Source organism: Synechococcus sp. MIT2312 (assembly GCF_059772315.1).
On the sequence record NZ_CM186281.1, the window covers coordinates 186862 to 211059 of the forward strand.

Annotated in this window: 46 protein-coding genes and 1 pseudogene; 22 read left to right on the forward strand and 25 right to left on the reverse strand. The window is 53.9% G+C overall.

All coding sequences use genetic code 11. The features are described from left to right. Positions 1 to 396 precede the first annotated feature (396 nt). A complete protein-coding gene (locus tag AC6EI9_RS01285) occupies positions 397 to 597 on the forward strand; it encodes a hypothetical protein (protein ID WP_498468692.1) in 201 nt (66 codons plus the stop codon). Between the two features lie 13 nt (positions 598 to 610). Here AC6EI9_RS01285 and AC6EI9_RS01290 read toward each other — a convergent pair whose 3' ends face one another. From AC6EI9_RS01290 to AC6EI9_RS01320, 7 genes are all read right to left on the reverse strand, one after another. After that, on the reverse strand, positions 611 to 976 hold the full coding sequence (locus AC6EI9_RS01290; protein ID WP_498468693.1) for a Nif11-like leader peptide family natural product precursor: 366 nt from the start codon (positions 974 to 976) through the stop codon (positions 611 to 613). Between the two features lie 5 nt (positions 977 to 981). After that, complete coding sequence (locus AC6EI9_RS01295; RefSeq protein WP_498468694.1) at positions 982 to 1407, reverse strand: DUF3750 domain-containing protein; 426 nt, start codon at positions 1405 to 1407, stop codon at positions 982 to 984. Between the two features lie 26 nt (positions 1408 to 1433). Beyond that, positions 1434 to 1649, reverse strand: coding sequence for a hypothetical protein (locus AC6EI9_RS01300; RefSeq protein ID WP_498468695.1), 216 nt, complete (start codon positions 1647 to 1649; stop codon positions 1434 to 1436). A 31-nt stretch (positions 1650 to 1680) separates the two neighbouring features. After that, on the reverse strand, positions 1681 to 1863 hold the full coding sequence (locus AC6EI9_RS01305; RefSeq protein ID WP_498468696.1) for a hypothetical protein: 183 nt from the start codon (positions 1861 to 1863) through the stop codon (positions 1681 to 1683). A 136-nt stretch (positions 1864 to 1999) separates the two neighbouring features. Then, on the reverse strand, positions 2000 to 2368 hold the full coding sequence (locus AC6EI9_RS01310; RefSeq protein WP_067093102.1) for an AbrB family transcriptional regulator: 369 nt from the start codon (positions 2366 to 2368) through the stop codon (positions 2000 to 2002). A gap of 178 nt (positions 2369 to 2546) precedes the next feature. Continuing rightward, positions 2547 to 4511 carry a DNA polymerase gene (locus tag AC6EI9_RS01315; RefSeq protein WP_498468697.1) on the reverse strand — a complete coding sequence of 655 codons (1965 nt, stop codon included), beginning with the start codon at positions 4509 to 4511 and terminating at the stop codon, positions 2547 to 2549. A 69-nt stretch (positions 4512 to 4580) separates the two neighbouring features. Continuing rightward, on the reverse strand, positions 4581 to 4868 hold the full coding sequence (locus AC6EI9_RS01320; RefSeq protein ID WP_498468698.1) for a hypothetical protein: 288 nt from the start codon (positions 4866 to 4868) through the stop codon (positions 4581 to 4583). Positions 4869 to 5037: 169 nt separating this feature from the next. On the opposite strand from AC6EI9_RS01320, the gene AC6EI9_RS01325 reads away from it, so the two are divergent. The 4 genes from AC6EI9_RS01325 to AC6EI9_RS01340 all read left to right on the forward strand — a co-directional run bounded on the left by AC6EI9_RS01325 (position 5038) and on the right by AC6EI9_RS01340 (position 5938). Then, on the forward strand, positions 5038 to 5151 hold the full coding sequence (locus AC6EI9_RS01325; protein WP_498470115.1) for a hypothetical protein: 114 nt from the start codon (positions 5038 to 5040) through the stop codon (positions 5149 to 5151). A gap of 74 nt (positions 5152 to 5225) precedes the next feature. Further along, positions 5226 to 5369, forward strand: a complete 144-nt coding sequence (locus AC6EI9_RS01330) for a CAB/ELIP/HLIP family chlorophyll-binding protein (protein WP_498468699.1) — start codon at positions 5226 to 5228, stop codon at positions 5367 to 5369. A 161-nt stretch (positions 5370 to 5530) separates the two neighbouring features. Further along, positions 5531 to 5743 carry a hypothetical protein gene (locus AC6EI9_RS01335; RefSeq protein WP_498468700.1) on the forward strand — a complete coding sequence of 71 codons (213 nt, stop codon included), beginning with the start codon at positions 5531 to 5533 and terminating at the stop codon, positions 5741 to 5743. A gap of 15 nt (positions 5744 to 5758) precedes the next feature. Continuing rightward, entirely contained in the window at positions 5759 to 5938 is a 180-nt protein-coding gene (locus tag AC6EI9_RS01340) for a DUF8647 family protein (RefSeq protein ID WP_498468701.1), read from the forward strand. A 20-nt stretch (positions 5939 to 5958) separates the two neighbouring features. Here the strand turns inward: AC6EI9_RS01340 and AC6EI9_RS01345 are convergent, their stop codons facing one another. Continuing rightward, positions 5959 to 6129, reverse strand: a complete 171-nt coding sequence (locus AC6EI9_RS01345; RefSeq protein WP_498468702.1) for a hypothetical protein — start codon at positions 6127 to 6129, stop codon at positions 5959 to 5961. A 107-nt stretch (positions 6130 to 6236) separates the two neighbouring features. Between AC6EI9_RS01345 and AC6EI9_RS01350 the strand changes: the two genes are divergently transcribed. Beyond that, positions 6237 to 6368 carry a hypothetical protein gene (locus tag AC6EI9_RS01350; RefSeq protein ID WP_498468703.1) on the forward strand — a complete coding sequence of 44 codons (132 nt, stop codon included), beginning with the start codon at positions 6237 to 6239 and terminating at the stop codon, positions 6366 to 6368. Positions 6369 to 6476: 108 nt separating this feature from the next. Here the strand turns inward: AC6EI9_RS01350 and AC6EI9_RS01355 are convergent, their stop codons facing one another. Further along, on the reverse strand, positions 6477 to 7061 hold the full coding sequence (locus AC6EI9_RS01355; RefSeq protein ID WP_498468704.1) for a ferritin: 585 nt from the start codon (positions 7059 to 7061) through the stop codon (positions 6477 to 6479). A 283-nt stretch (positions 7062 to 7344) separates the two neighbouring features. Here AC6EI9_RS01355 and AC6EI9_RS01360 point away from each other — a divergent pair, with 283 nt between their 5' ends. The 3 genes from AC6EI9_RS01360 to AC6EI9_RS01370 are packed head-to-tail and all read left to right on the forward strand — an operon-like array spanning position 7345 to position 8602. Further along, positions 7345 to 7500 carry a hypothetical protein gene (locus AC6EI9_RS01360; RefSeq protein ID WP_498468705.1) on the forward strand — a complete coding sequence of 52 codons (156 nt, stop codon included), beginning with the start codon at positions 7345 to 7347 and terminating at the stop codon, positions 7498 to 7500. Between the two features lie 12 nt (positions 7501 to 7512). Beyond that, positions 7513 to 7767, forward strand: coding sequence for a TIGR03643 family protein (locus tag AC6EI9_RS01365; RefSeq protein WP_498468706.1), 255 nt, complete (start codon positions 7513 to 7515; stop codon positions 7765 to 7767). A gap of 1 nt (position 7768) precedes the next feature. Then, positions 7769 to 8602 (forward strand): SDR family NAD(P)-dependent oxidoreductase, encoded by an 834-nt coding sequence (locus AC6EI9_RS01370; RefSeq protein ID WP_498468707.1) that lies wholly within the window; start codon positions 7769 to 7771, stop codon positions 8600 to 8602. Positions 8603 to 8764: 162 nt separating this feature from the next. Here AC6EI9_RS01370 and AC6EI9_RS01375 read toward each other — a convergent pair whose 3' ends face one another. Beyond that, positions 8765 to 9616, reverse strand: a complete 852-nt coding sequence (locus AC6EI9_RS01375; protein WP_498468708.1) for an NAD-dependent epimerase/dehydratase family protein — start codon at positions 9614 to 9616, stop codon at positions 8765 to 8767. 110 nt (positions 9617 to 9726) lie between these two features. Between AC6EI9_RS01375 and AC6EI9_RS01380 the strand changes: the two genes are divergently transcribed. Together AC6EI9_RS01380 and AC6EI9_RS01385 are read left to right on the forward strand one after the other, a co-directional pair. Beyond that, positions 9727 to 9933, forward strand: coding sequence for a hypothetical protein (locus AC6EI9_RS01380; protein WP_498468709.1), 207 nt, complete (start codon positions 9727 to 9729; stop codon positions 9931 to 9933). Further along, positions 9930 to 10277: a hypothetical protein gene (locus AC6EI9_RS01385; protein WP_498468710.1), complete on the forward strand. Its 348-nt coding sequence runs from the start codon at positions 9930 to 9932 to the stop codon at positions 10275 to 10277. Before AC6EI9_RS01380 ends, AC6EI9_RS01385 begins: the two co-directional genes overlap by 4 nt. A 20-nt stretch (positions 10278 to 10297) precedes the next feature. Here AC6EI9_RS01385 and AC6EI9_RS01390 read toward each other — a convergent pair whose 3' ends face one another. Further along, a complete protein-coding gene (locus AC6EI9_RS01390) occupies positions 10298 to 10705 on the reverse strand; it encodes a YccF domain-containing protein (RefSeq protein WP_498470116.1) in 408 nt (135 codons plus the stop codon). A 96-nt stretch (positions 10706 to 10801) separates the two neighbouring features. On the opposite strand from AC6EI9_RS01390, the gene AC6EI9_RS01395 reads away from it, so the two are divergent. The 3 genes from AC6EI9_RS01395 to AC6EI9_RS01405 all read left to right on the forward strand — a co-directional run bounded on the left by AC6EI9_RS01395 (position 10802) and on the right by AC6EI9_RS01405 (position 11578). Continuing rightward, positions 10802 to 11029, forward strand: a complete 228-nt coding sequence (locus AC6EI9_RS01395; RefSeq protein ID WP_498468712.1) for a Nif11-like leader peptide family natural product precursor — start codon at positions 10802 to 10804, stop codon at positions 11027 to 11029. Between the two features lie 82 nt (positions 11030 to 11111). Further along, on the forward strand, positions 11112 to 11411 hold the full coding sequence (locus tag AC6EI9_RS01400) for a hypothetical protein (protein ID WP_498468713.1): 300 nt from the start codon (positions 11112 to 11114) through the stop codon (positions 11409 to 11411). After that, positions 11408 to 11578, forward strand: a complete 171-nt coding sequence (locus AC6EI9_RS01405) for a hypothetical protein (protein ID WP_498468714.1) — start codon at positions 11408 to 11410, stop codon at positions 11576 to 11578. Before AC6EI9_RS01400 ends, AC6EI9_RS01405 begins: the two co-directional genes overlap by 4 nt. Positions 11579 to 12004: 426 nt before the next feature. Here the strand turns inward: AC6EI9_RS01405 and AC6EI9_RS01410 are convergent, their stop codons facing one another. The 3 genes from AC6EI9_RS01410 to AC6EI9_RS01420 form a co-directional block, all read right to left on the reverse strand. Next, positions 12005 to 12208 (reverse strand): hypothetical protein, encoded by a 204-nt coding sequence (locus AC6EI9_RS01410; protein ID WP_498468715.1) that lies wholly within the window; start codon positions 12206 to 12208, stop codon positions 12005 to 12007. Between the two features lie 82 nt (positions 12209 to 12290). Then, complete coding sequence (locus AC6EI9_RS01415; protein ID WP_498468716.1) at positions 12291 to 12719, reverse strand: hypothetical protein; 429 nt, start codon at positions 12717 to 12719, stop codon at positions 12291 to 12293. Positions 12720 to 12757: 38 nt separating this feature from the next. Beyond that, complete coding sequence (locus AC6EI9_RS01420) at positions 12758 to 12964, reverse strand: hypothetical protein (RefSeq protein ID WP_498468717.1); 207 nt, start codon at positions 12962 to 12964, stop codon at positions 12758 to 12760. Here AC6EI9_RS01420 and AC6EI9_RS01425 point away from each other — a divergent pair. Next, positions 12963 to 13112 (forward strand): hypothetical protein, encoded by a 150-nt coding sequence (locus tag AC6EI9_RS01425; protein WP_498468718.1) that lies wholly within the window; start codon positions 12963 to 12965, stop codon positions 13110 to 13112. The two genes, AC6EI9_RS01420 and AC6EI9_RS01425, sit on opposite strands and share 2 nt — an antisense overlap. Positions 13113 to 13128: 16 nt before the next feature. Continuing rightward, positions 13129 to 13260, forward strand: a complete 132-nt coding sequence (locus AC6EI9_RS01430) for a hypothetical protein (protein ID WP_498468719.1) — start codon at positions 13129 to 13131, stop codon at positions 13258 to 13260. On the opposite strand, the gene AC6EI9_RS01435 is transcribed toward AC6EI9_RS01430, so the two are convergent. Continuing rightward, complete coding sequence (locus AC6EI9_RS01435; protein ID WP_498468720.1) at positions 13237 to 13719, reverse strand: hypothetical protein; 483 nt, start codon at positions 13717 to 13719, stop codon at positions 13237 to 13239. The two genes, AC6EI9_RS01430 and AC6EI9_RS01435, sit on opposite strands and share 24 nt — an antisense overlap. A 711-nt stretch (positions 13720 to 14430) precedes the next feature. Here AC6EI9_RS01435 and AC6EI9_RS01440 point away from each other — a divergent pair. Then, complete coding sequence (locus tag AC6EI9_RS01440; RefSeq protein ID WP_498468721.1) at positions 14431 to 14751, forward strand: hypothetical protein; 321 nt, start codon at positions 14431 to 14433, stop codon at positions 14749 to 14751. 446 nt (positions 14752 to 15197) lie between these two features. Here the strand turns inward: AC6EI9_RS01440 and AC6EI9_RS01445 are convergent, their stop codons facing one another. Then, a complete protein-coding gene (locus AC6EI9_RS01445) occupies positions 15198 to 15338 on the reverse strand; it encodes a DUF3104 domain-containing protein (protein WP_498468722.1) in 141 nt (46 codons plus the stop codon). A gap of 101 nt (positions 15339 to 15439) precedes the next feature. Between AC6EI9_RS01445 and AC6EI9_RS01450 the strand changes: the two genes are divergently transcribed. Continuing rightward, positions 15440 to 15901: a VOC family protein gene (locus tag AC6EI9_RS01450; protein ID WP_498468723.1), complete on the forward strand. Its 462-nt coding sequence runs from the start codon at positions 15440 to 15442 to the stop codon at positions 15899 to 15901. Positions 15902 to 15913: 12 nt separating this feature from the next. Here AC6EI9_RS01450 and AC6EI9_RS01455 read toward each other — a convergent pair. The 4 genes and pseudogenes from AC6EI9_RS01455 to AC6EI9_RS01470 all read right to left on the reverse strand — a co-directional run. Beyond that, positions 15914 to 15979 (reverse strand): annotated as a pseudogene (locus AC6EI9_RS01455) (DUF3104 domain-containing protein); the annotation flags it as partial. Between the two features lie 105 nt (positions 15980 to 16084). Then, on the reverse strand, positions 16085 to 16219 hold the full coding sequence (locus tag AC6EI9_RS01460; protein WP_498468724.1) for a DUF8629 family protein: 135 nt from the start codon (positions 16217 to 16219) through the stop codon (positions 16085 to 16087). Positions 16220 to 17313: 1094 nt separating this feature from the next. Further along, complete coding sequence (locus AC6EI9_RS01465; protein ID WP_498468725.1) at positions 17314 to 17670, reverse strand: hypothetical protein; 357 nt, start codon at positions 17668 to 17670, stop codon at positions 17314 to 17316. Positions 17671 to 17752: 82 nt separating this feature from the next. Next, the gene (locus AC6EI9_RS01470; protein ID WP_498468726.1) at positions 17753 to 18073 is read right to left on the reverse strand and encodes a hypothetical protein; all 321 of its coding nucleotides are present in this window, start codon (positions 18071 to 18073) and stop codon (positions 17753 to 17755) included. Between the two features lie 58 nt (positions 18074 to 18131). Between AC6EI9_RS01470 and AC6EI9_RS01475 the strand changes: the two genes are divergently transcribed. Then, positions 18132 to 18374 (forward strand): hypothetical protein, encoded by a 243-nt coding sequence (locus AC6EI9_RS01475; protein ID WP_498468728.1) that lies wholly within the window; start codon positions 18132 to 18134, stop codon positions 18372 to 18374. 66 nt (positions 18375 to 18440) lie between these two features. Here AC6EI9_RS01475 and AC6EI9_RS01480 read toward each other — a convergent pair whose 3' ends face one another. After that, positions 18441 to 18707, reverse strand: coding sequence for a hypothetical protein (locus AC6EI9_RS01480; protein WP_498468729.1), 267 nt, complete (start codon positions 18705 to 18707; stop codon positions 18441 to 18443). Between the two features lie 959 nt (positions 18708 to 19666). After that, positions 19667 to 19990: a hypothetical protein gene (locus AC6EI9_RS01485; RefSeq protein WP_498468730.1), complete on the reverse strand. Its 324-nt coding sequence runs from the start codon at positions 19988 to 19990 to the stop codon at positions 19667 to 19669. A gap of 680 nt (positions 19991 to 20670) precedes the next feature. On the opposite strand from AC6EI9_RS01485, the gene AC6EI9_RS01490 reads away from it, so the two are divergent. The 3 genes from AC6EI9_RS01490 to AC6EI9_RS01500 all read left to right on the forward strand — a co-directional run bounded on the left by AC6EI9_RS01490 (position 20671) and on the right by AC6EI9_RS01500 (position 21552). After that, positions 20671 to 21084, forward strand: a complete 414-nt coding sequence (locus AC6EI9_RS01490) for a phage holin family protein (protein WP_498468731.1) — start codon at positions 20671 to 20673, stop codon at positions 21082 to 21084. A gap of 109 nt (positions 21085 to 21193) precedes the next feature. Next, positions 21194 to 21316, forward strand: coding sequence for a hypothetical protein (locus AC6EI9_RS01495; protein WP_498468732.1), 123 nt, complete (start codon positions 21194 to 21196; stop codon positions 21314 to 21316). Positions 21317 to 21318: 2 nt separating this feature from the next. After that, complete coding sequence (locus AC6EI9_RS01500; protein ID WP_498468733.1) at positions 21319 to 21552, forward strand: DUF2973 domain-containing protein; 234 nt, start codon at positions 21319 to 21321, stop codon at positions 21550 to 21552. A gap of 727 nt (positions 21553 to 22279) precedes the next feature. Here AC6EI9_RS01500 and AC6EI9_RS01505 read toward each other — a convergent pair. The 3 genes from AC6EI9_RS01505 to AC6EI9_RS01515 form a co-directional block, all read right to left on the reverse strand. Continuing rightward, positions 22280 to 22450 (reverse strand): hypothetical protein, encoded by a 171-nt coding sequence (locus AC6EI9_RS01505; protein ID WP_197459935.1) that lies wholly within the window; start codon positions 22448 to 22450, stop codon positions 22280 to 22282. A 154-nt stretch (positions 22451 to 22604) separates the two neighbouring features. Then, positions 22605 to 22850 (reverse strand): hypothetical protein, encoded by a 246-nt coding sequence (locus AC6EI9_RS01510; protein ID WP_498468734.1) that lies wholly within the window; start codon positions 22848 to 22850, stop codon positions 22605 to 22607. A 620-nt stretch (positions 22851 to 23470) separates the two neighbouring features. After that, positions 23471 to 23620: a hypothetical protein gene (locus AC6EI9_RS01515; protein ID WP_498468736.1), complete on the reverse strand. Its 150-nt coding sequence runs from the start codon at positions 23618 to 23620 to the stop codon at positions 23471 to 23473. Positions 23621 to 24198: the final 578 nt, after the last annotated feature.

Genomic DNA, 24198 nt, shown 5'->3' on the forward strand with positions numbered 1-24198 from the left:
TTTCTGGCTCCTGGCTAAAATCAGGAAAAGATTTAATTCAAATGCTAAGTATTCTGCCTTCCTATTATCTTGTTTTTCTTGGATTGGGCCTTGCTGCTGTGGTTGTCGTTTTATTCACGGCTTTCAGCGAGACCTCAAAGCATGAAATGAGCCGCCGCCGTCGGTAGTGGGCTCTGGGTTCATGATCGTCGTCTTGGCGATTTATATGTTGTCTGAAGTCCTTGTCAGTTCGCTCAGGGCTCCTGCTGTTACTGGCTCTCGGATGAATAATCCTGTTTGTTGTGGTCTGTGAAGTGTTTGACAAGAAGCGACTCTGAAAAATGTCGGAAGCTACCGGATCTGAATTGAATTGCCGCCCAATGCTGCATTAAAAGTATCGGAAGTGTCGCGCAATACTTGATTTATGAGCAGTGCTATAGCCTTTATCCAGTGATCAATAATCTTGTGCAAAATCAAATTGAAAGGAGTGTCATTGAGGAGCTGCCGGCTGAGTCTGTCGGTGTGGTGAGCCCCGCTGCGTTAATCCTCCTGGGATTGATTGCCGTTGCCGGGCTGTGGAGTTTTTCGTTGCTTCTGGAATATCTGATGCCTGATTGATGTCTGCGAGGTTTCAGTTGCCACCTTCGCCAAAATTATACGAAGGTGTAGTGTCTTGCCTCTTTATTTTCACGCCTTCAATGTTCTGATTGGAAATTGATTTTAACTCAGTTTCTGTGAATTCAAACCCCATAGTGCTGGCGATGGAAGCGATCTCGTTTGCAGTCGCGAAGCTTGAAACCTTGTCGTATAGCGTCTTGTCGGCTCGCATGGCAACTAAAAATCTTTTTAATTCTTCCATCGACATATGTTGCTGGCAGATCGGCTGAATGTACTCGGTTTTGTCGTTTTGATTGATCAGATGATTGCCAGGGAAACTCTCAATGGCACATCTCCTGGATGTCTTGACAGTGATGCCCTCAATCCCCTGGAGGAGCATCGTCCTCAGGTGATCTCTGGAACAGGGAAGCTTTGACCGATGGCTCGACGACCGAGCTTCGTCCTCTCACCAACGATCCAGTGCGCAAAGGTGTTGCTGTTCGGTCCCGGCCAGTAGCGGTAGGTTTCGGTGAAGGGGTAGTGATAGGGGGAGGATTCAATCTTCTCTGCGAGGCTGAATGCATCATCACCAACCCATTGCTCGATTAAACGTGATGGACCATTGCCAACACCTTGGTAAGGAGGCAGAAGGTTCTTGTGCAGATGTCCCCAGCAGGAGAGATTCTGGCGCGCGAATTGCCACACTTCCCAGCGATCAACCGTTTCATGATCGCTGGCTTCAACGTCGCGAATCACCAGCAGCCAGAAATGATCTGCAACCCATCCGGGCAAACCTGGAATTCGGGCGGCCCTGAGCTCAACCTTCAGCATCGGTTGATCAAAGCAAAGATCGAGGTTTACAGATCGTTGGCCTGCTGCCGCTGCTTCCTGAGTTGAGCTTTCTTGATCTTCTCTTGCACTTCGTAATTGGTTGTGCGCGTGAAGGAATAAAAGAGAACGACAACAATTGCTGCCAGGCCGAGGCCGAGCGCCACCAGATAGTAAGGAGGGATCAGACTCAGCAAGATTGACTCAGGAATTGCCGAAACTCTAGCTGCCTTGAGAGGCTGCAACGGCACTCACTCTCAACGCAACCTGAGTTGCTCAGGCCACTTGCTCGTTGTTCAGAGTCAATTCGATTGAGCACTCGTCGTTGAACACATGGAGTGTTCCATCTCGCCTGATGTAGTCATATTCTTCCGGTTCACCAGTGACGGCTTCCGACTTCAAAACCTGCTCCAGCTCATCAAGCGATAAATCTTGCCAGTGGAGTTTTTCTGAGCTCACTGATGGCTTGCCTGAAGCAGCACTTTAAGGGATGGGCCAAGGGTCCGCCTCGCTGGGCCCAGACACAAGAAAAGGCAGGGCTGACCGGCAACCCTGCCTTCTATCAACTAGATGGTGATTGGCTCTGGTCGACCGATCACTCTTCGCCTTCTTCCTCACCGCCCACAGGAATCAGCCGGATTGCTTTTTTACCCAGCTTGATCTCGAATTCATCGCCAGGAGCGAGATCCAGCATGGCTGTGTAGGCCTTGCCCACCAGGAGGTTGCCGTTGCCTTGCACTTTGGCGGTGTAGCTGAGTTTGCGGCCACCTTTACCCATGCCGGCAGAACCACCACCGAGTTCGATGCCCTTGGCATTCAGCAGTGCTTCGTAGAAGGCAGTGAAGTTCACACGGTCAGAGCCGTCTTTCTTCTTGGAGACATACCCACAGGCGGTTGCCAAATCAGTTTTAGAGACATCTCCAAGTTCTTTGACCTTGGCCAGCAGATCGGCACCAGTGAGCATTTCAGGTAGAAGAATTCGTCAGTCATATTTATACCCTGCCGCGCATGAATAACAAGTCTTGAGCTCGTCGGCCTCTCAACCTTTCGTGGATCTCATTGCATGCGGATGTAGCCGATGAACTCGCAGAGTCCTGCCTCATGCTGGTAAGGAATTGGCTTTGTCGATGCAAGCGTGCTTCTCAGTGAGCCTCTCCCCAGCTCTCTGCAATGTTGCAATCTGCCTCCAGGGGAATGTCACCCAGATACTGCTTCTGAAGCTTTTCTGAGGTCATCGAGGCCAGGGCCACGGCTTTCACCTCCTCCACCAGATCCCGTGGAACCTCGAGAAGAATCTCATCGTGAATCAGGCCAACGATGTGAACACCTGCGAAGCGATCCAATGCCGGCCAAAGCTCACCAAGGGCCGCGGCGAGCAGATCACGACCAGACCCCTGAACAGGGAAATTGATTCCATTGGTGCGTCCCAGCGGTTGCATCGGTCTGATGCCATCCGGGCCGACCTGGCGACTGCGGAATGTCATCCGTCTCCCCGCAATGCTGCGCACTTCGGTGACGGTTCTGTTGGAGAACCTGTCCATCTCCAGGCTCATTTCTGGGTGCAGGCGATGCCAGGCGTCGTAAACCCTCTGAGCTTCCGTTTCCGCGACCTGCTCACCGCGGGCACGGGAGAGCAGTTTGCGAACACCCGAGAGCCCGCAGCCGTAGGCCAGGGCGAAATTGGCACGTTTTCCGATCGTTGACCGTTCCGGATCCGCTTTGGTGATCTCGCGTCCGCAGGCCTGGCTGGCGATGTAGGCATGCGGGTCGATGCCATCCAGCAGGATCCTGCGCTGACCCTGGTCGTTGTACAGCTTCGGGCTGGCCTGGAGCCGGATCTCAATCGATGACCAGTCGAGGTCCATCAGCACAGTGTCGGGGTTGCCGGTGCCCAGGGCTTTTTTGCGATCGCCGGTGATGCCCTGAAAATTGAACCCGCATTGCCCGAGCTTCACGGCCTTGGGTTCCCCTTGCCTGTGGCCTGTTTTGAACCGCTCGGTATCGGAGGGAACCTGACTGCTGGTTTCGCGGATCAGGGCACTGGTGCTCATCCGGCCGGTGCTGGCACCAATGATCCGGTAGTGGGGACGGACCCGGCCATCCGTGAGCTGGGCTTCCTCGAGCAGCCAGTTCACCTCTTTCAGTTCCTGATCCAACGCCTTCAGCTGGAGCAACGTCTCGATGACGGGATCGGGAAGGTAAGTGTTCAGAGTGCGGTCCTTGGTGTTTTCAACCGGCTCGCCCAGGTGAACACTCAGAGCCTCCTGCAGCTTGTCCGGGCTCCTGTAATTCCCAATCCCGAGTGTCTTCTGAACCTCAGTCGCCAGGTGTTCCCGTTCGCTGAGAGCTCGTGTTCTGGAGTCGCGAGCTGCTTCGACATCAACCGCCAGTCCTCGCACCTGACCATCAGCGCAGGCACTGATCATCGAGCAATCAAGCCGGTGCACTGCAACCTGTTGCGTGGCCACCAGTTGTTGATGCAGCTCACGCCCCAGAGGCAGCACGATTTCGGCGTCCAGAGCCGCATAGCGCAGCTGGCTGGCGCTGAGGGCATTCCCCCAATCGCTGGTCTGTTCACTCTTGTCGAGCTCACGCTTCAGGTAGTGCGCAGACGCGGCGGCCAGGCTGTTGCTCGGTAAGTCGCCGATGATCTGACAGGCCAGCATCGTGTCCCACCACTGGCACAGCGGCCTGATTCCAGCGGCAATCAGAAAGGTGGCTTCAAACAGAAGGTTGTGGCCCACCAACCTGCGTTCAGGGTTGCGCGCCAGCCTGCGCAGCCAGTCGACGGCGGCTTGGCCGATCACCGCCACATCGATCACCAGCGTGCTGTTGCTGTCAGCCGTCGTCAGCTGAGCCAGACGGATCTCGCCACCGAGAGAGGGGCTGAGGCTGGCTTTGTGACGCCACAGATCAGTGCGGCGGTTGAACGTTTCCAGATCAAACCCGATGGACAGAGCCATCGAATCAGGATCGGGCAGATCAACTGCTGTGCCGATGTAATTGATCCCAGCGGGAGGCTCTCCGCGGAAAGCCTCAGGGCAGGCCGGTTGGATGGCTTCAGTTCCTGGGAATAGCAGTTGCTGATCGAACAACGGCTTCGACATGCTCCAGGCAGTCTCGATGGTTTCAGGCGATTGCGGAGTGCCTGACCATGCTGGGTGCCTCGATTCTGCTCAGTTCTTGACCGGGCAGGCGCAGGCGTCCATCTGCAGCTCGCGGGTCACGGCTGCCACGCCATCCATGTCGCGGAAGGCGCGATACATGGCCAGCTGCTTGTTCAGGTCCTGGCAACGGTTGCTGTTGGCTTTCATGAGTCCAACTCCAACGATGGTGATGTCGTCATGCTGGCCAGCCGAAATCCCTTCGTCGGTGACAACGGCTACGGAAAACCGATCGATGTGTTGACCAGCTGTGATGCGGATGAGCGAGATGAAAAAAACCTGTGAATCTGCTCCCGTCAAAACCGCTTGGAAAGATCCTGAAACCGTACCTCTGAAGTCGGCTGTCCCCACGCTCCCCGCAGTGCGACAGGCATAGAACGAAGAGGTCCTTCACGGAGACCCCATGACAGCAGTTTTGCTTCAGTGCGAATGCCCTGGCTGTACCTGTGCCGTTGAGGAAGCCACAGTCATGCGGCGTGGCAACCAGCTCTTCTGCTCGCAAGCCTGCGCTAGCGGTCATCTCAACAGGGAGCCATGCCATGACCATGAGCATGTGCCCTGTGGTTGCAACTGCGCCGGTTGATCGCCCTGATTCACTTCTGCACCAGAAACCACTGCACCAGATCCACTGCACCAGTACCCATTGCATCTGAAACCATGACTGACACCACTGAACGCCGCTTCGGCTTCGTCAACTTCGCTGAAACCTGGAATGGCCGTCTGGCCATGCTCGGCTTTGTGATTGGCCTGGGCACCGAACTGCTCACAGGCCAGGGCATCCTCAATCAGCTCGGTTTCTGACCCTGCCTGTCATCGTCAAAGGATGGCCTATCAAGCCCTGGGCCTGACCGTGTGTTCGGCCCAGGGCGGATTTCACTGTCACGATCGAGCCGGGGAATGGCGATCGTTGGATTCAGCCCAACAACGTCTCACCCAGGTGAGGCTTTCGCCGTCTCTGCACCATGACCAACCATCGCTTGTCGGTTGAGCAGAAGTTCAATCTCGAATCCACGTTTCGTGAGATCGATGCCTGCGAAGACATTGAACAGCTGCGTCAGCTCACCAAGCAGATCATCACGGCGCAGGAAAACGAGAAGGCTTTCGCCCGCGAGGCGATTGTGCAGATCCGACGCGAGGTTGAGGCCAGCGCCGATCGCCGTTTCGGGTTCGCCTAAGACAGGAATTCTCTGATGTCACCACTTCAAACCGTTAATCGCTATCTGGTGCGCTACCGGGATCTCAGCGGAGCAACTCTCGAAGGTTGCGTCTACGCCTCGGATGCGATGGAAGCCAGGGATCTGGCCCGTGAATTCACTGCCGAACTGAGGCAGCGCCCGAACCTGATCAGCGCGATTCTCAGGATTGCCTGATCCTGTCGAGGGGTCATCGTTCAGTCTTTCTCGCCCTGGTGAATCGACTGGATGTTCTGGCTCAGCTGGGCGTTGAGCTTCTCGAGGCGGCAGACCTCGTGTTCGAGAACCTGCATGTACTTGGCGATTGAGGGGTCAGTGCCGCGCAGGCTTTTGCGTGCCTGCTTCTGCAGCTCTTTGTCAACGTTCATCCAACCAGCGCCCTTTGCTGGCAACCCTACGGAGCAGCGACATGCTCATGCGGGCTGCGCAATCAGGCCGGTGTTGGCTTCAATGAAATCCCTTTGCACAGCCTGGTGTGACCTTCGGGAGAGTTCTGGCACTGTTCGCCCTGGGTCTCATCGCCGCTGTTGTCCTGCAATGGTCGTGGATCTACTGGCTGCTGGCTGCCGCCGCTCTCTGGGTGCTGTTCAGGCTGGTTCGACCCTGAAGCCGGCCATCAGTTGTTGGTGGGTGCCCGCAGATGAAAAAGCCCCGCAGTGAGCGGGGCTTTGGGGATGGTGGATGGGATTGGCAGGTGGGACTTTGAGCTGATGGATCAGCCTTCGAGCTTGGCGGTTTCGGCCTCGCCCTCCCTGAGCTCGGCGTCGATGATCATCACGGCAGCGGGGTTGTTGGCAGCGAACTTGACGCGGCCGAGCAGATAAGCGGCTTCGTGCTCAGACAGGCGCTGATCATCAACGATGGGATCAAGGAACACAGTGGTGCGCCGATCAATGTCCTGTTCAGCGGTGCCGTAAAGCTGCAGCACCGATGCGGTGACATCAGCTTCCATGCGGAAGACATTGGCGATCACCTGTTCCACATCAGGCCACTGCTGGCGAGGTGGTTCAACGGTGTCGAGAACAGGCCTCTGACCTCTGGAGATCAGATAGTCAGCGAACTTGGCGGCATGCTGCTCTTCCTGTTTGGCCTCATCGCGGAGATGCTCGGCAAAGCCGACCAGTTCACGTTCAGCGAACCAGATGGCAGCAGCGAAATAGGCAGCAGCGGACTGCCGCTCGAGGTTGAGGTGAGCCTGCATGAGATCGAGCATTTCGCTGGACATGGGCTCGGCCATGGCGCGGCCTGCAGGACCGACGGGAATGACGATGGTGGCTTGTGCGGTGGCTGAATTTGTCATGTCGAACCTCTTGGAGGGATGAATCAGTTCTACATCACAAAAGGGCGAAAGATACGGGTAAAAACCGAACATTAAGGGATCAAAATATGCAGTTGAGAATCACATTCAGTAGTCAAAGATATGCAGTTGAGAATCACAATCAGGAGAGTAAATCTGCTGATGAGAATCAGTGTCGTTTGCCTGGCCAGCGATTTCGGCTCTGCCCGCCCGGCGGCGCTTGTTGTTAATGTTGCGCAATGTAAAGAGCCTGGGCTCCAGCGCCCTTCGTTGCTTCGACCCACCCATGACCTATCCCTTCGGAGCTACCAGAACCGAGTTGGAAAAAGCCTTCGCGCTGTCCTCCGTGCAGCCAGCTTCTGAGCTTGAGCCGGCCACCGACGCCTGCGAGCTCAGCGAATCCGATCGGGCTGTGGCTCTGTTCGAGCACCCTGATCAGTGATCTGAGCATCGAATGGATCGCGGCGTGCCGGACCAGCTCACCTCCCAGGACATCGATCGTGTGATCGAGATGGCCTGGGAAGATCGCACCACGTTTGAGGCCATCGAATTCCAGTTCGGTCTGTCTGAGTCGGCAGTGATCGCTCTGATGCGTTCCCAGCTCAAGTCAGGCTCTTTTCGTGCCTGGCGCAAGCGAGTGACGGGTCGGCGTACCAAGCACGGCAGCACCAGTTCGGCCGACCGTTTCCGAGCGGCTTGCCACAAGTGAGATGACGGCGTCCCGATCCCAGGCCAGGCCCAGCGTGCTGATCACGGGAGCTTCCAGTGGCATTGGTCTGGCCACAGCTCACCAGTTGCTCGACCGTGGTTGGTGCGTTTTTGCTGCTGCACGTCGGCTAGAGGCGATGGAATCCCTGCGCTGCCGCGGCGCTCAGGTGCTGCAGCTTGATCTCGCTGATCAGAGATCTTGCCGGCAGCTGGCTGATGCCGTCAGCGGCCATGTGGGTGCCTTGGATGCTCTGGTGAACAACGCCGGCTATGGAGAGACGGGTCCGGTGGAGACCATGCCCATCGAGCGGGCGCGGGCGATGTTTGAAGTGAATGTGTTTGGGTTGATCGGTCTCACTCAGATGCTGCTGCCGCCCATGCGCGAACGGCGTCGTGGCCGGATCGTGAATCTTTCCTCGATTGCCGGCCGTTTTGTAACTCCCGGAGCCGGCTGGTATGGCGCCAGTAAGCATGCGCTTGAGGGCATCAGTGACGCTCTGCGTCTGGAGCTGCACGGCTTCGGGGTGCAGGTGGTGCTGGTGGAGCCCGGGCTGATCCGTACCGGCTTCGAAACGGTGAGTGAGGCCTTGTTGCGGCAGCAGTCGACTGATCCGGTGTGGGGGCCGATGATGCGTCGTGTTGCAGCCAGCTGGGCTGAGGGCTTTCGCCGGGGTTCCTCGCCGGAGCTGGTGGCCAGCACCATCGTCTCGGCTCTGGAGGCGTCCAGTCCCAAGCCTCGCTACCGCTGCGGCAGCGAGTCCGAGGTGGTGCTATTGCAGCGGTTCATTCCCACCAGGCTGTGGGATGCACTGGTGCGCCAGCGCATGATCGGTTAGCGGCGTCAAGGCTCTGTTGCGCCTGCCCGTGAGCCATCAATCCGCGCGGAATGGCTCCGGGGTGATCCTCATGTGGATCATCGGACCATGGCGGCAAGTTGATGTGTGCATGACACGCATTCAGCCTGTTGTCAGCGATGGATCAGTCGCTGATGTCGCCTTTCAGACGATGGCGGGTTCCAGCATCGATGGTGACATCAGTTTGAAGCCGGCGTCCTTGATCTTCTGATTCGAAACACGGGCATTCATGCTGCGTTCGCTGGCTGCGCTGGCGTGACCCCAGAGCACCGGAGGCAAGCCGTCTTGATCGCAGATCAGAGTGGAGAGTTCCCGGCGACTGAGCTGCATGTCGTCGACCAGGTTGTAGATGCCTGTCAGTTGGTGTTCGGAGGCGAACTGCACACCTCTGGCGATGTCGACAAGACTGCTCCAGGCATTGATGGCGTTGCCGTTCTTGGGCACCTGCTGGCCTGCGGCCTCGCGGATCATGCCCACCATGTCACGGCCGGGTCCATAGATCCCGCCCAGCCTCAGCACACAGATTGAGGTGTCTGGGCGGTCAATGTCGAGCATCAGTTCCTCCGCTGCAGCGAGCATGCTGTTCACCGGAGATCCGGAGTCCACCGCTGAGTGCTCCCACACCTCCTCTCCCTGCCGGTCTCCGTAGACGCTGACGCTGCTGATGTAAGTGATGTGCAGGGGTTGTGTGCTGGTTCTGCGCCTCAGTGCGCCGGCCAGGTTGCGCATGCCGCGGGCGAAGACATCGCTGTAGCCATCGTTCTGTCTGGTGGGTGCCACGCTGATCAGCAGGCCCTGCAGATCGGCCAGAAAGGAAAGGTCCGGATCGTGGTCAGTGATGTCGAGCTGTCGGACGTCATCCATCAGTCGTCGCAGCTCGCGCACGTTCTCCACTGAGCGGGTGGTGGCAGTCACGGACTGGCCGGCTCTTTTCATGCGCATGGCCACGGCGGTGCCGACGTATCCGCTGCCGATTACTCCGTATCCGTGGGCCATGTTTGCTGTTCGTGTCAACTCCTTTTAACGGATCTTGACCTGTCACTGTTGCAACGACGCCGACCGTTTGGCCGTTCTGTTGGTGCGGGCTTGCTGATGATGCGCCATCCATGATTGGCTGCCCCGATTGCGGTGTGCAGTTCATGGACGATGAGAACCTGATCCAGCTGGAGCGTCTGCGTACCGTTCTGGAGGTGGCCAGACGCAACGGTAATCAGCTGTTTATCGACAACATTGAACGTGAGATCGCAGCGCTGGAACGCGGTGATTGCTCTCCCATCGTTGAGGAGTACCTCACGGAGGAGGAGCGTTCTTGAGGCTCAGCGGAGCCCCATCAGATCTGCCGGCGGCGCTGTGCGGAAGCGCGGCGATGCTGATGCTGCTTGTGCACCCTTGCTCTGCGGGTCTCGACAGCTACACCGAGCTTGACCGGGTCAATGGCTGGTTGATCGAGCGCAGGCAGGGGTCAGATGGGGCGTTGAGCTGCCGGGCGTTTCTTCCCTCAGGCGCATCGTGGTTCAGCGGCAACATTCATCTCGATGCCGATGGCGAGCTTGTGGTGCCGGCGGGTCGCAGCTTCGAAGCAAAGCAACAGGAGCTCGAAGAGGTGCGCGAAGCTCTGGAACGCTGCGGCTCCGATTTTCTCTATCTGCCGCTTTGAAGGCTGCTGATCCGCGGCGATCAAACGTTGCGGACAGGCACAACGGTCATCCCCACGGGAGCCAGGGCGATCAGGGCCAGCTTCATGTGCTGAATCCCGAAGGGGATGCCCACGATGGTCACGAAGCAGGCCAGGGCGGAGGTCAGATGGCCGATCGCCAGCCACCATCCCGCCACCAGAAACCAGAGCACGTTTCCGATCAATCCCAGAGATCCGGTGCCCAGATCATCGCGACCGCGCAGATCCCTGCGGTTCACGGCTTCCTGTCCGAAGGGCCAGAGCGAAAAACGCCCGATCACAAAACAGGAGCGAGCCCAGGGCAGCCCCACCACCGTGATGGCGCAGATCAGTCCGGCCAGCCACCAGCCCAGGGCCATCATCAGACCGCCGAGCACCACCCAGAGGATGTTGAGCAGAGAACTCAGCATGGGGCTCGCCTCGAGAATCGCGATCTCTCCACACAATGATTCGTTTTCACGCATCCGCTGAGGATCGTGTTCAATTGCACCAGTTCATCAGCAACGATGACCGCATCACCGGTGCAGCAGTTTCTTGAGCATCTGAGCCGTGATCCGGTCCTGCAGGTGAAGGTTCAGGCGGCTGTCACGGCGGATGAAGTGGCGCAGCTGGCCCAGGACCTCGGATATGCCGTTTCCGGCAGCGATCTGCTGATGTTGTCCGGCCGCAGCACGGCGGGGGTGCGCGTCACACGCGTTGATCACCCCGGTGAATATCCCGGCCGTTACTACTGAATTCAGCTCTTTTCACTCAGGCGCATTGGTCACAGACAGCGGCGCAATCGTCTGGCAGTCTCCCTGAAGTCTGAGAGTTCAAGTGGCAGCCCGGTTCCTCAACAACGTTCGTGTCCGCTGCAAACAAGGCTGCGAAGACAACTTCATCGCCGTGACGGACCAATGGGTCAATCCCGAAGGGATGCTTGATGCTTACTGGGCCAAGACAGGTGAACGCTCCTATTGCTTTGTTGGCCTCTGGGAGAGCGAGGAGAAACTCGTGGCTGCACGGCCCCAGATGATTGACCATCTCAATGCAGTGCGCGACTTGCTGGAGGAGCTCTCACCAGAGCTTGGAGTCACTGACCCTGTCTCCGGTCCGGTGATCACCCACAAGCCTTGAAGCCAACACACGAACAGAGGTGGAATCCGCTGATTGGTCTTGTCGCCAGCGGCGCGATTGCCTGTCTGCTGATTGCGACGATCGGCCCCAATCCTCTGCTGGTGGCTTACCTGGTGTTTGCGGGATTGGTCTGGCTGCTGTTGGCGACGGGAGTGCTGGATCAGTAATCGCTTGGTCGAAGGTCTCAGCAAATCCTGCGGGTTGCGATCGCGCCGTGCCGCTGCCGGTACAGCTCCACTGTTGTGATGCGTTCCACTTCAATCCGATGGTTGGTGCAGTCGTGGGTAACAGCCGTCAGCAACAGCCGTTAGCAACAGCCGTCAGCTCGGCAAGGCCATTGATCCGGTGGCTCTGTTGATGAACTCCGTAAGTCGGAATGAGCTGGCTGATTCGTTAAGTCATTCAGACGTTCGGCACAATTGCTCGAATCTGCGTCAACGTGGACTCACCCGACGCTGCATTCCGCAATACGCCGTCGGGTTCGTCACGTGCGAACGCCCACCTCTGAACGGTCGCGCCGTGATCATGGCGAGCCGGTTGGCAGCGTTGTTGCATCACTTGCTTCGTGTCGCCTGACAAATGCACCGTGTGCATCACTCCACGACGTAATTCATCGGGTCGTCTCCATTGAAGCTGCTGCATGGGGTCTGTGCCCGGCCTCCGGGGAGCATCGTTTCAGGAATCAAACCATCCTTGAACCCCTGGCAAAGTTCAGCCGGCGGTCTGCTGTCCACCCAGTCCTGGAAGTCGAAATCACTCCATGCCAGGAGTTGCGAGATCAACAGAAGCTCCTGCATGGCAACCCTGATTCATGTCCAGTGCTAGCTCAACGAGCACGCTGATGGCTTGTTGCGGCTAGCGGCTTCCTTTGGGCATGGGTCAGGGCTGTTCGTTCTGCAGTCGTTGTACGTATCGCTTCCCTGGCCAGAAAAGCAGTTTGAAGTTCGGATAAATCGACAGGATCCCAAGTGTGATGATCAGCGACTGCACGCCCACGTAGGGGAACACCTCATATCCCGGCATCAGGCTGCTCAAGACAGCGATGTAGAGCCAGTTTTTCTTTAAGCGTGGTCCCAGATCTCTCCATCGTCTCCAGGTGATTGGCAGGAATAGAAAGACGTTCAAAATCTCACCAAGCAACCACACTCTGACTGCGTGATCTGTGGCCCATAGTGAGATTGCCGCTGATAACTCCTCGTAAGAGCTGCTGAAATAACCTCTGAAAATCCAGGCAAGAGCAACGAAGAAAATCAGACCTGCAATCAGTGATCTGAAGATGGCGCTACCCCAGTAATCAACGCGCCCCATCTCTCCTTCAAAAGAGAAGAAAGAGGGTCTTTCATCAGTCATATCAATAAGACCTCAGTTAAATGAACGCTACTTGAATCAATGCCGACAAGCACACTCCTGCCTTCCGTGCTGCTTGTTTGTGGGCTGTCGTTCAGGCAGATGTTGCGTGAATCGGCAGAAGCTGTTTCGAACAGCGCGTCATCGAAGCGGTGATCAACGTTCCCTGCCTGGGCATGCTGTCCTTGGGTTTCATGGATCTGCATGACGTCTGGAGTGCTGAGAGACACAGCACCCATCAGCGTGATGGATGCGCCGAGCAGGCCTGAGTGGAAAGACATGGAACTGTTTGCGGTGGAGGGAACTCCGTTGCCATCACCATCCGTGTTTTTGCTGGTTCACCCGTTGATCTGATGCAGCCACGTCTGTGATGCTGCTCACAGCTGAGCAGCGTGCTCACCGAGGTTTTGATGCTGGATCGATGCCCAAGTTCCAGCCTGTCTGGAGCAGCTCTCTTGTGGAGCTCAATGGCCAGAGGTCAATCCTTGTGCACCATCTCTGATCCACCCAAGGGCCGTCCTCCAGTGGAAAGTTTGTACATTTCTTCGTGGATATTGTCAGACTCTTCTGCGAACCAATTCACGTCATAATTGGTTCTAACTTTCTTAGGCCCTAGATCTAAGACTTGATACTCAAGAGTCATGAAATCCAGACCGCTCTTGTAGCCAAGGTCGATAAGAATTTTTCCGCTTTTCGAGGGTAAGTGGATATTGGTTGTGTCTTGATTTAATGAGACTTGAATGACTTTGGAAGATATCGACTGATCCCCGCTGATGTCTTTGATTCTGATAAAGAGTGCTGAATTAAAGTCACGTTGGATCATTGTTTTGCTTTCGTCTCTGATTTTCCAGGTGCAGATCAACTGATCAGACTGGACGCTGACCGCAAAAAAAGATGCGTCTGAATGAATGCGCTGGTTAGGCTTTAGGCTTTTGCTGAAAATTCTAAGTTTGGATCGCAACCATCCCATATCCTTGTTTTCAATACTGTTTCAATACTCTATGTGTTGAAACCGACCAGTTTTTCTGAGCCACACGATACTTAACGCCTCCGTCCATGCTCGGGAAGGCTGAGATTCATGCGTGGCCCCAATGCAATCTGATCTTTGGAATTGCGTGCGATCAGCGTTTCCTGTCCTTGGTTGATGCAATGAAATCAGTTCATTTCGGCTCTGCGATGAGCATGTTAGGCAGTTACAGTAATGAATGAATGCAACGTCTTTGGTTAATGCTTACTGTGCTCAATCGTGCCAGGTATTGAAGGCTGACTGATGGTGGGTATGGGTGATTAAAGCAATAAAAACCCTTTGAATGCAGGGGCTTGGGGTGATTAAGCTGACGAACCACACTCCCCAGCAACTTGGGGTGAGCACCTCTGATCGTGATGTAATCCTTCTGCGTCCGGGACTGGGAGTAGGCACGGCGGAGTACAGCCAGCAGTCCAAGCCCACGTAGACCCCCCACCATCCGAACTGTCGGTGCTGGGTCTGATTTAGAGGCGGGCTCTATGAAGACTCTCACTGGGGCAGCAGTTGGTATGTCGACCTATCAACACTCGGCGGGATAAGGATCGAACGATCTGATCACTTGCCCTGTCGTGTCGCCGATTGCCGCGTGGTGTTCTCAGAGCCGGCAGACATGAACGTTGGCCCTGAAATTCCAGAGGGTGCACAGTGGAAGCTGACGCCTCTCGATCCGAGATGAAGAACATATCCAATGCTCTGCCTGCACTGCTGTTGGCTGTGGGTGCTTTCTTCAATCCAGTTGCTGCTTATCCGACCGAGACGTGGTTTGAACTGCTGATCGACAAGATGTGTGAGCTCACCGCGGAGAAAGGTCAAGTGGGCGAGGTGGGAACAGAGTCGGTGAATTACGTGCTCGAGCAAGGCTATGGCCCTGAGTTCACCGCATATGCCTTGTCAGTTGGCGAGCAAGGTTTTGGTGAGGCAATAGCGAAGGGTCTTCTTGCAACCTGCCCAGACCTTTACCCGTAAAAAGCCCCGCCATGTGCGGGGTTTTTTACGGCCCCGGAGTATCGGACTCACCAATCGCTCTATTGGCTGCCGCTCAACCATATCCAGTAAATTAGATTTATCCCTTTCATGCATCTTCACGCGTGTAAACTAACTTTTAGGATCTTTATTTTTGCAACATCATGGCATGGCATGATGTTGCTTATGCTCGAGCTTAAATCCACCACAACACATCCAAGAGGTCCCACGCTGATGGGAATTGGCGCTGCTCGCTGTTAGGACTGTCAATATGTTCTTTGCCCTTTTTTGATGGCGATTCGTTCTGAACAGCCTTGTTTTCTTGTTCTTCAGTCATTGAGTAAAAGGATTGTGGGATTGATCCCGAACATCTTCACTCTGCATTTCTGTTGTTTGAGAGTTTGGTAGAAATCTGGTCAGAAGCCAGAACAGTTATGGTGAAAAGCAGGTCAACAAACCTGTATTTCATAGGCAAAGACGTGGGTCACCAGATCAGCTTTGACCCAGCGGATCACTCCTGAATTCACATCAGCGATCTGGAACAGGTTGTGAATGCTCAGGTCTAGGGCAGCACCATCGCAGTGGATCACCTGGAACCAGTCAGGTTCCGAACATGCTGAAAACTCTCTCCCTGTTCACCAGCTGCTCACCAGGAAGCAGGTCATGGTGAATTCAGCGGTGATCAACAGTGATGAAACGCAAGCCCAACGTCAGCTATCGCTACCACCACATGGGTGTTCCCACTTCGGAGCAACGCCCTGGTGAGCACTACAGCTCAACCTTTCGGATGTACACATCCGGTGGTGAGGATCCTGGAGGATTTCGGATTCAATTTCATCGCTTCGAACCCGGCAGCTGCTTGCACCCACTGATTCAGTCCACCCCTCATGTGGCATTTCAGGTGGATGATCTCGTTGCCGCAGTTGCTGATGAGCACCTGCTTCTAGGGCCCTATGAACCGTTCAGTGGTTTCAAGGTGGCCATCATCGAAGAGGAAGGTGTTCCAATTGAGCTGATCGAGACGGAGCTCACTGAAGATGAAATATGGGGAGAACCCAAGGCCAATTCAGTGATCTACCCGGAGGAGACGGTGCCGCTGACCGCCCAGGATGTGGGGCACGAGATCAGCGTTGACCGACCTGATCACACCTGAATCCACATCAGTGATCTGGAGCAGGTTGTGGATCTTCGGATCACGGGAAGCACCACCGCAGTGGATGATCTGCCCCATCCACCTCCAAATAGCTGATGCGGAGGCCTGCCATCACTGGTGAACATCTGAATGCCATCAATGCCAGAAGGACGTGGGTTTTTATCGCTACCCCTTTTTGTTAAGTCACTTCAGGACTTTATGTGCGGTTCCGTCTCCGTCATACTTATCTGTATTGTAAAAACCATTCCTTGTACCGAAGTACAGGGTTACTAACACGAAGGGTATGGAAATATAAACAAGTACCGTGGATAAGGTCATTGGAGATCTGTAAAACCCAGTTGATGCCTCTACGTTAAGTGCAGGGCTTTTGTTTGAGAAGTGAATGCAAACGAACTGATGTATTCTTAATCCGCCAGAGCGCTAATCACAGACAACAGGAAGGCATTCATTCTGCTCGGCGCTTTGCTTCTTCTCAGCACAGCAAATGTGCAAACCACAATCAATGATTTAGAAAGAGCAGCCAGAGGCAGTTGTAAATCCGATAGATGCACAGACTTGCAATATAAATTCAGCGAATGGTGTGCATCTGATTAAGACACTTGCTCTTGGAGATGACATCAAATCCGATAATTACAATGTGCTTTACGGTCAAGAATGGGACTGTACCTAAAACTATTTTTGAAAGGTGGCTGCTGGAATATATTAATGACTTCAATAATTCGAGCTCTAGATACGATCAAGCTTCAATTCACGGCTTAGCGTATGCTGCCAATGAATGCAAATACATCTCCGACGCAACCATCGATGTCCCCAGCCTCCTTGGCTTCTAAGGCTGCATTCAGCGCCCCTCTGAATACCTGGGGCATGATTTCCGTTTTGGTTAACTCCAATGCCAGAGAACTGGATTTCTGGGCTTAGTGCTCCTAATCCTCCTGCTGCCGACCTCAAGAAGAGGCCGACTGTTGAAGGTGTTTCTGAAGAGGTCAAAAACGAGAAAGTCATTTCCCTTGAAGAACTAGCGCAAGACAAGGAGACAGGCTTCGAGGTTCCCAACGATGGTCGAGCCCCGAGCTTCTGAGCACCTCTGGCAGAACCAAGCCGGATGGTGCCGGGAGTACTAGTGACGCGGCTGCTGGCCATGGCTAAGTCTTCTGTACTAGCCAATTACCTATGTCGGAAGATCAGACAAAGAAGAACGACACCAGGGAAGAGCTGACCGATGAAGAAATGAAGGGCGACAGTGGCCTGAAGTTGTTCCGTTCGTTCTGAATCCGTTCCGAATTTCTTCCCAGAATCCTGCTGAAACCACGCGAAACTGCAAGACATGCACGACCACCTAGGCCGTGCTCAAAGCCCTGTTTGTATCTTGCTTCTCTAGTCAGTGACTGGCTTTTGCCGCTGACAGGTCTGCTTCAAGCCAGGGCTAAGGCCTTCTTGTTGTCGTCTTGCACGCTTGTTTCCACAACGGGTGGGAACAGCATGAACACCAGGCAGGTCAGTATTTCATCGAGTCCGTCGTCATCAAGGGCCTGTCGCGAGGATTGTCCGGAGATCGAAAGCCAGGACAGCAGCGTTGCCCCATCGCTGTGGCCCACTCTGGTCATTTCGCCCTGATCGTTTTCGACCGTTTCCATGCCATGACGGTCCTCCAGGATTGACACCACTCTCTCCAGTAGATGCTGGCGATTGAGTCCCTCGTTCGCCTCCATTTCCACGAAAAGGTCTGCTCCTTCGGTTTCAAAACGGACGTTGTAGAGCTTCGTTGCCATTCGCGGCTCCTCGAAGGATCCCTGTGCGGGGTGTGCATGCAGTATCGGTAGGCCGGCTCTTCACGGCAATGGAAGTTGGTGCTCAGCTCAATGTCAGTTGCAGAAAAGCGTCGTCCACCTCAACCATTTCGCTCTCGTCCTCATGGCTGCTGCAGCGGTAGAGCAGGTTGATGATGCGCCCGATCTCCAGGTTTCGATCACCCACCTCCTGCCAGAGCCGGCGTGTTAATTCCTGATCGGCCAGAACGAACTGCGCGTCGACCAGGTCACGGGTAATGCTGAAGTAGGTCTGACGGTCATTGCGGGCACGGCATTCCTCTCCAGCCAACACCCTTTCATGTAGCAGTTCCTTGTTGTTGAGCAGTTTCTGGCGGCCCTGTTCTGTGCTCAGGCCTGAGGGCATGGCATCAACCCGTTGATCTTTCATGCTTTTCTTTCTCTTCGCGCACTCTTCAGTCTGATTGGCACGTAAGGCGCGAGAATCGGTGTTCCTACTCAGCTCAGCTGCGGTGAAAAGCGATCGAAACCAGCTGGTGAAGGTTATTCGCGACGATGGTGTTGAAGACGAGCTCACGCGCAGGTGCTTCAGCACGTATGACGAGGCGTATGACGAACTCGAACGTTTTTATGCCGATCTCTGCTGTTCTGATGATCGGATTGAGTATTCAATAAGACTGACGGAATTGGAGAATGTAACTCTTTGAAGATGTTTTTTGTGGGTAGGTCGTATTTCGGTGGTGGCTTAAGTGATTGTGTATTTCTGTTGACACTTAGAGCGATTGTCGGTTCTTGTTGCTACTGATTGGCTGTTTTAGATTGATGCAAGAAACTTTGGCTTGCTCAATGTTTTTGCGGTTATTGATCTGCTGAACCACGCAATCGCAGGTTTTATTGAGCTGGCTAAGCAGTAATTGTTTGTTGGCTTGCTGATATTCCTTTCGCATCGCTGCAGCGCAGCTGCTGAAGATGATGTTGTTCTTCAAATTAGCCTGAGCAGGACCAGGCGCAGCAAGTGCTACGACTGCAGCCGTGATCACTCCCCACCGTGGGTACATGGCACCGTTGTTGTTTTATTCAGCGACAGCTTAAACCGCATTTTGTCAGAATTGCAGATTCACACCCGGTCATTCTTCTTTCACCAAACTCTCACTTTTAGTAGTTGGCATTGGCGTTAGCCCACTCCCTGCCACTGTCATGACTGACGTGAGCCCTGATCAGAAGTGCTGCCATGTTGACGCCTGTCGAAATGATCTTTGAAGGCTCGTCGTGATTTCTCGGATGATGCCAGTCTGTTCACAAGAAGTGCTGTGTCGTGTGCCGACAACTCTCCGTCGACTCCCCACTTCAGGCAAGACAGTGGTGCCGGAGACTGGCCTCTCATCTGCAGAACGTGCGGGTGACCTTGTCACATTAATGTCAGCGAACCCAGACAAATAAGCAAACAAGCTGAAGAAGTGAAGTCTTGGTTGAGTACAAATCACCAAAAAACTTGCCTGTTTGGCTGAACCGGTCAGCAAAAACCAGCGAACAGCGCGTCCGGCCTCTGTCGGCGTTGCTCACAGGTTCACCTCTGCAGCCGCTTGGCTGGTTTCAAGTCGATCGAAAAGGCCTGAGTGTGGCTGCTCAGGCTTGTTTGGTGGCGTGTTGCTGTCTGTGCCTTGTTGTTGTTTTTGCTGGCTGGAATCAAGGCTTGGCCGGGGTTTTCGGCTTTAGGCGAAGGTTTTCGCTGTCTGCTTATTGCATGACAGGCGACAATAAAACGTGCATTAATAAATACAGGCTGACTCCAATCAGAACGGTAGGGAGTGTGAAACTCATCAAATTCCTCCGACTGTCCTAGTTTTATAGGGGTAATTTGCGTAAGTCGTAGCCTTTGCCACACAAAACTTTTTCCAGGTAATAATGCTTAGGGCTATATGCTTAGCGCTGATTTTATTGCTGGAAGGCAATACACTCAACTGTTCGTTTTGATTTTTTTGTCAATCTTGCCTGTTGATTAAGTGTTCAATGCCTTTTTACAGGCCACTTTTGCCCAGTCCAGAGCTGATTGGTCTGTGTCTCCGAGGGCGATCAGGGCAAGAGCCTTGTCTGATGATCTGCGCAGCAGAGTCAAGCTACACAAGAGGATTTTAGGATTAGGCCCTTCAGAATGATCCTTATTTTTGCCGTCCACAAAGTGACCTGTTATCCATTTTCTGCTCTTGAATCTTTGCTTGGACATAGCTCGCAGAACTACCGCGATTGCTGTGATGAATGTGCCTTTTGTTGTGATGTTCTTGCTGGTGATTCTGTTGCGCTCGATTAGTTTTATCTTTGCCATCGTTTCAGATAAATGTCTGAGTTTGTCAAGACCCTTGTTATCCGTCTCATCAACTCAGCTCTTTTGCTTTGCCTGAGCCTGGGACTGCTTGTCACGGCATGTTCCAACGCTGGTGTTGCTTTGAACAGCAATCCTGTTGTGTCCGAACCCATCTCAATGGATCGAACTGAAGCAGACCAGGGTCTTGTCGAGTCTGCTTCGTTGGATGACGCAATGCTCGGTTCCGGTCTCTGAAGTCTGATGGCACGCGGTACCGCAGGAGATCCTGTTGCTCCGATCTGTTCTGCTGAGTTCATCGAAGTCGTCATTCACCTGGCTTTGGCCGAGACTGCCCTTTGCGCCTGATGTCGCTCAAGACACCGCGTGATCGCAAGATCCCCTTAAGATCAGTACAAATACTCAGTGTGGGATGTCCTGATGGTTTCCTTCCTCGTTTTGGGCACAGTCGTTGGTCTCACCATTTTTCTGCGTGCAACCAGCGACATGGAATCTGAGGCCTGATCAGCGATGTGGTTAATCACGGTTTCATTGCTGACTGGTTTCACGGTTGTTGCTCTTGCGCTCTGAAAGCAAGCAGCGGATTGGGTTTTGTCCTGCTGCTTGCGCCATGGTTTGTATCGTCTCGGTTCTGCTGAAATCCGAGGCCAGGCTTAGCCTTCAGGTCTAATCGCACTGTTCCCATGGGCCTGTTTGGCTGGTTGTTGCAATGGCCTGTGCGTGCTGTGGTTCTGCTGCTCGTGGCGGCGATGCCTCTGGGAGTTGAACTGGCTGGGTTCCAGGCAGCTCTTTCGTCGGCCGTCACGATTGGCTTACTTGGCACCCTTCTGATCCTGCCTTTGAAGTTTGTCTTGGCGCTGCCCTGGGCTGTGACCAGTCTTGGTGGTTTGATTGCCCCGGTCAGCTGGCTGTTTGATTGGTTGATCACCGTGATTCTCTTTGGCCTGGCTGCGTCGTTGATTGATGGTTTTCGTTTGAAGGATGGGTTGCGCAGTGCCGTGCTTGGGGCTGTGGCTTACAGCGTTATCAGTGCCGTGTTCATCCGTGTGCTCGGTCTGGCTGATGTCGGAGTCATCCGAGCTGCTGCAGGCGGCTGACGACTCGTTGCCGCAACTGAACCCGGCCTGGTCGGCAAGATAAGCAAATACACCTGGTTACACAGCTTTACAAAGCGTCTAAACTGCTTTACAGAAGTTCACGATCGTGATGTCTGATTATTCCGCTGCCATCTACGGCCTCATCGCCTTCGCGTCTGTAATCACCGCAGGTGTTGTCTACGTGCTGGCTCAACCCTCGGATCTTCCTTCCGTCAAAAAAGTCAGGAGCTGAGCATGACCACAGCATTGCTACCCCTCGCATACACCGCTGCTTGCACATTTGTGCTGTTGTCGGCGTTTCGTTGCATGGCTTTGACATTCAGGAAGCAAACCAGGACAAGTGACAGAACCGGTTTGAAAACAACTCACCCTGAATTGCTCGATGAAAACGGCTTCATCACGCAAGAGGAACTGCTTGTTGTTCGCTTCGGCGGGCTCGACGGTCATCCTCTGTCGGTCGGTTCTTGAAGAGTGGATGGTGATCTGATGGAAGTTCTCACAGCAATTGCAATTCTCCCCTTTGTTGCTGCCCTTGCAATTGGCGCACGTCAGGCCGAGCGTGAAGAAGATTAATTCTGATTCAATCAATCCGCAGCCAGATCTCATCAATAGATCTGGCAGCATTATTGAGGTCGATCAATGTTGACTCTTGCATTCTGTGGGGTGTTAGCGCTGCTTAACGTGGGTTTCATTATGTTTGTTCTCTTCGTTGACAAGCTGTTCATTTAATTTTTCATGGTGCGTTAAGCGCATACTTTTTGTGAAATTGTTTCTAGAAATGTCGGGCTTAAAGCATTCAATCAATAACACTAGTTCACTGAGTTGAACTTTTTGTTTAGTTGATCAGTCTTCATCTATTCATCGCCTCCGAAACTGGCTACTGTCCGCAAGCCCGAATTCATTCGGGCTGTTTGGTCAACATGTCATTCCCTGTCTGAACCCCCTTCAGGCATCAACCTGGGTGCAAACTGCTTCAAGCTTGCTCGTTCAAGTAAGTCATCAGCAGATCGTTGGGTGATCAGACGCTTCCCAGATCTGACAAATGTTTCACCGAGATCAGACGGTTGAATCGCCATGACGACTCTCGCAACGACTTATGGGCTAACGCAATTTGTGAAAGCTCAGCAGGGCGCATATCCGAACATCTGATCAAGAGTCGTTTGCCATGCTGCCGGAGCATCTGAATGAATTCAGCTCAATAAAGAGGGCAAGACATCGTGGTTCCTCTTGCTACAGACATCCCGTTCAACTTGGACAAGCCAATGGCCTGGAAACTCTTGAACCATCGTTCAACGGCTTCCCGCTCTTCTTCGTTGCAACGCTCAAGGATTTCACGTTGCAGGACCTGTCGAATCTGGGAGTCCATTACAAAACTTCATGCCTGCAGAGTCTGGCGAGTTCTTCCCTGGCACTTCGTTGGCTTGATCACGGAAGGATGTGCAAAATGCTTCTGTGGCCTTGGTTTTGAGCATTTTTACCCAGCGCTTTAGCTCAGTCCGTTGCACAAAGATCGCACTGAGTCAAAGTTTTGCCTTGAGCTGTTCTGTCGTGAGGCTTTTGAGGTGGCTGAGATAGGCCTGTTGCATCATCTCTGCTGGTGTAATGCCGATCTCGTTGCAGTAGGAACGATATTTTGCGAAAACCTGTTCGACCAATGTCTCCTTTTCGGTCATCGAGCCGTCCATCGAGCGTTGAAGAATTTGCTGAATCTGTTTTTGATGTGCAAAAAGAAACCCCCGCCAAAGGCAGGGGTCCTGAAAGTTCAACGTGAGTGTGTCCTTGTTTCCACCACGTGAGCTTTTCTCCTCACAAGATTAATTTAGCCAGTTCACTGGCACAGTGCCACTTGTCGGCAGGCCGGTCTCTTGAATGGCACAGAAGAGCTGCTAGAACTCGATCAGTTGGTTCTCCTCACAGAGATTCCAACTCCTCACACCCACTGAAGGCCCTTCGGGCCTTTTTTTTTTCGGTTTGCGCCAAATGCTGCCTACTTACGCCCTGGACGGCTGTTGCAGGCCCGTACCCCACTGCTAGTGCTTTTCAACAAAAAAGCCTGCCACTGGGGCAGGCCGGGTGATGGGGTCTCCAAAGCTAGGTCGTTGAAACGCTAGATGCAGAGTTTTTCGCCCAAGTGTTTCAAGACTGTTAAAAGTTCACTTAAACCTGAAGGACAGCTTTAGCAACTCCATATGTGCTGTTAACGCACTAGCATTTTCTGCATGTACCACAAGATGTGGTGCAAACGGCCGGGTGATGGGGATTGCTTGGCTTGAGGGGTGAACCGCTTCAATCCTGGAGCGGTTCTTTTGTTTGCACCTGTCGTCAATGCCAAGCGGGTCGTCCAGGGCAACGGTCTGAGTCCCGAAGGAGCCCAGGGAAGCGTTGATTAAGCAGCGCGCTTGTCGTCTCTGAGCCAGATGTTTCGCCTGCTGTCAGGAAGGCGTACAACTGATCGTTCGTAGCGACTGCGGCAGCTCTGCCGGAGCAGATGCTCCTCCGCTTCTTGCAGAAGGAGTGTCAGTCTTTGATCCGTCATCACTGAGTCACAAAGGGCCCCACTATTGAGAAGCAGACTGTTTGATTGTCAAGGCATTTGATTGTGAGATCTTTGTTAATTCTCTGGTGAAATTAATCCGGCGGGATTGCGCCCGGGATCGACACTTGCCTGCGAACGTAACGTGATCTTTACAACGTAAAGCGATAGTTACATGGTTGGGACTTGCAAATCTTTGCTTCTTTGCGTTGCTCTTTGATGCCATTAGTGGCCAGACTGATCGCATTCAGGAGTAGGTATGGCCCGTCGTCGCGTCTTCCCCAGTCCTGAGACAAGGGCTGCCCAGAAACTTTACGAGTCGCTGATTGTCACTGGGGTTGGCATCGCTTTCATTGGTATGGTTACGACCTGCTATCTGGCCTTGTCTGAAGCTGCCTCGGCACCCTTTGACTCCTGGATTGCAGGCAAGACGTTTTTTTAGAGCTTGATCACTGCGCCTGACTGGATTGATCACCCTTCGTCACGCTGACGGCGAGAGGCTGAAGGCCCCGATATTCATCAAAGGGAATAATTTAGATGATTAACATTCGATTGATTGGTGGAAACGCGCAGTTATAGAC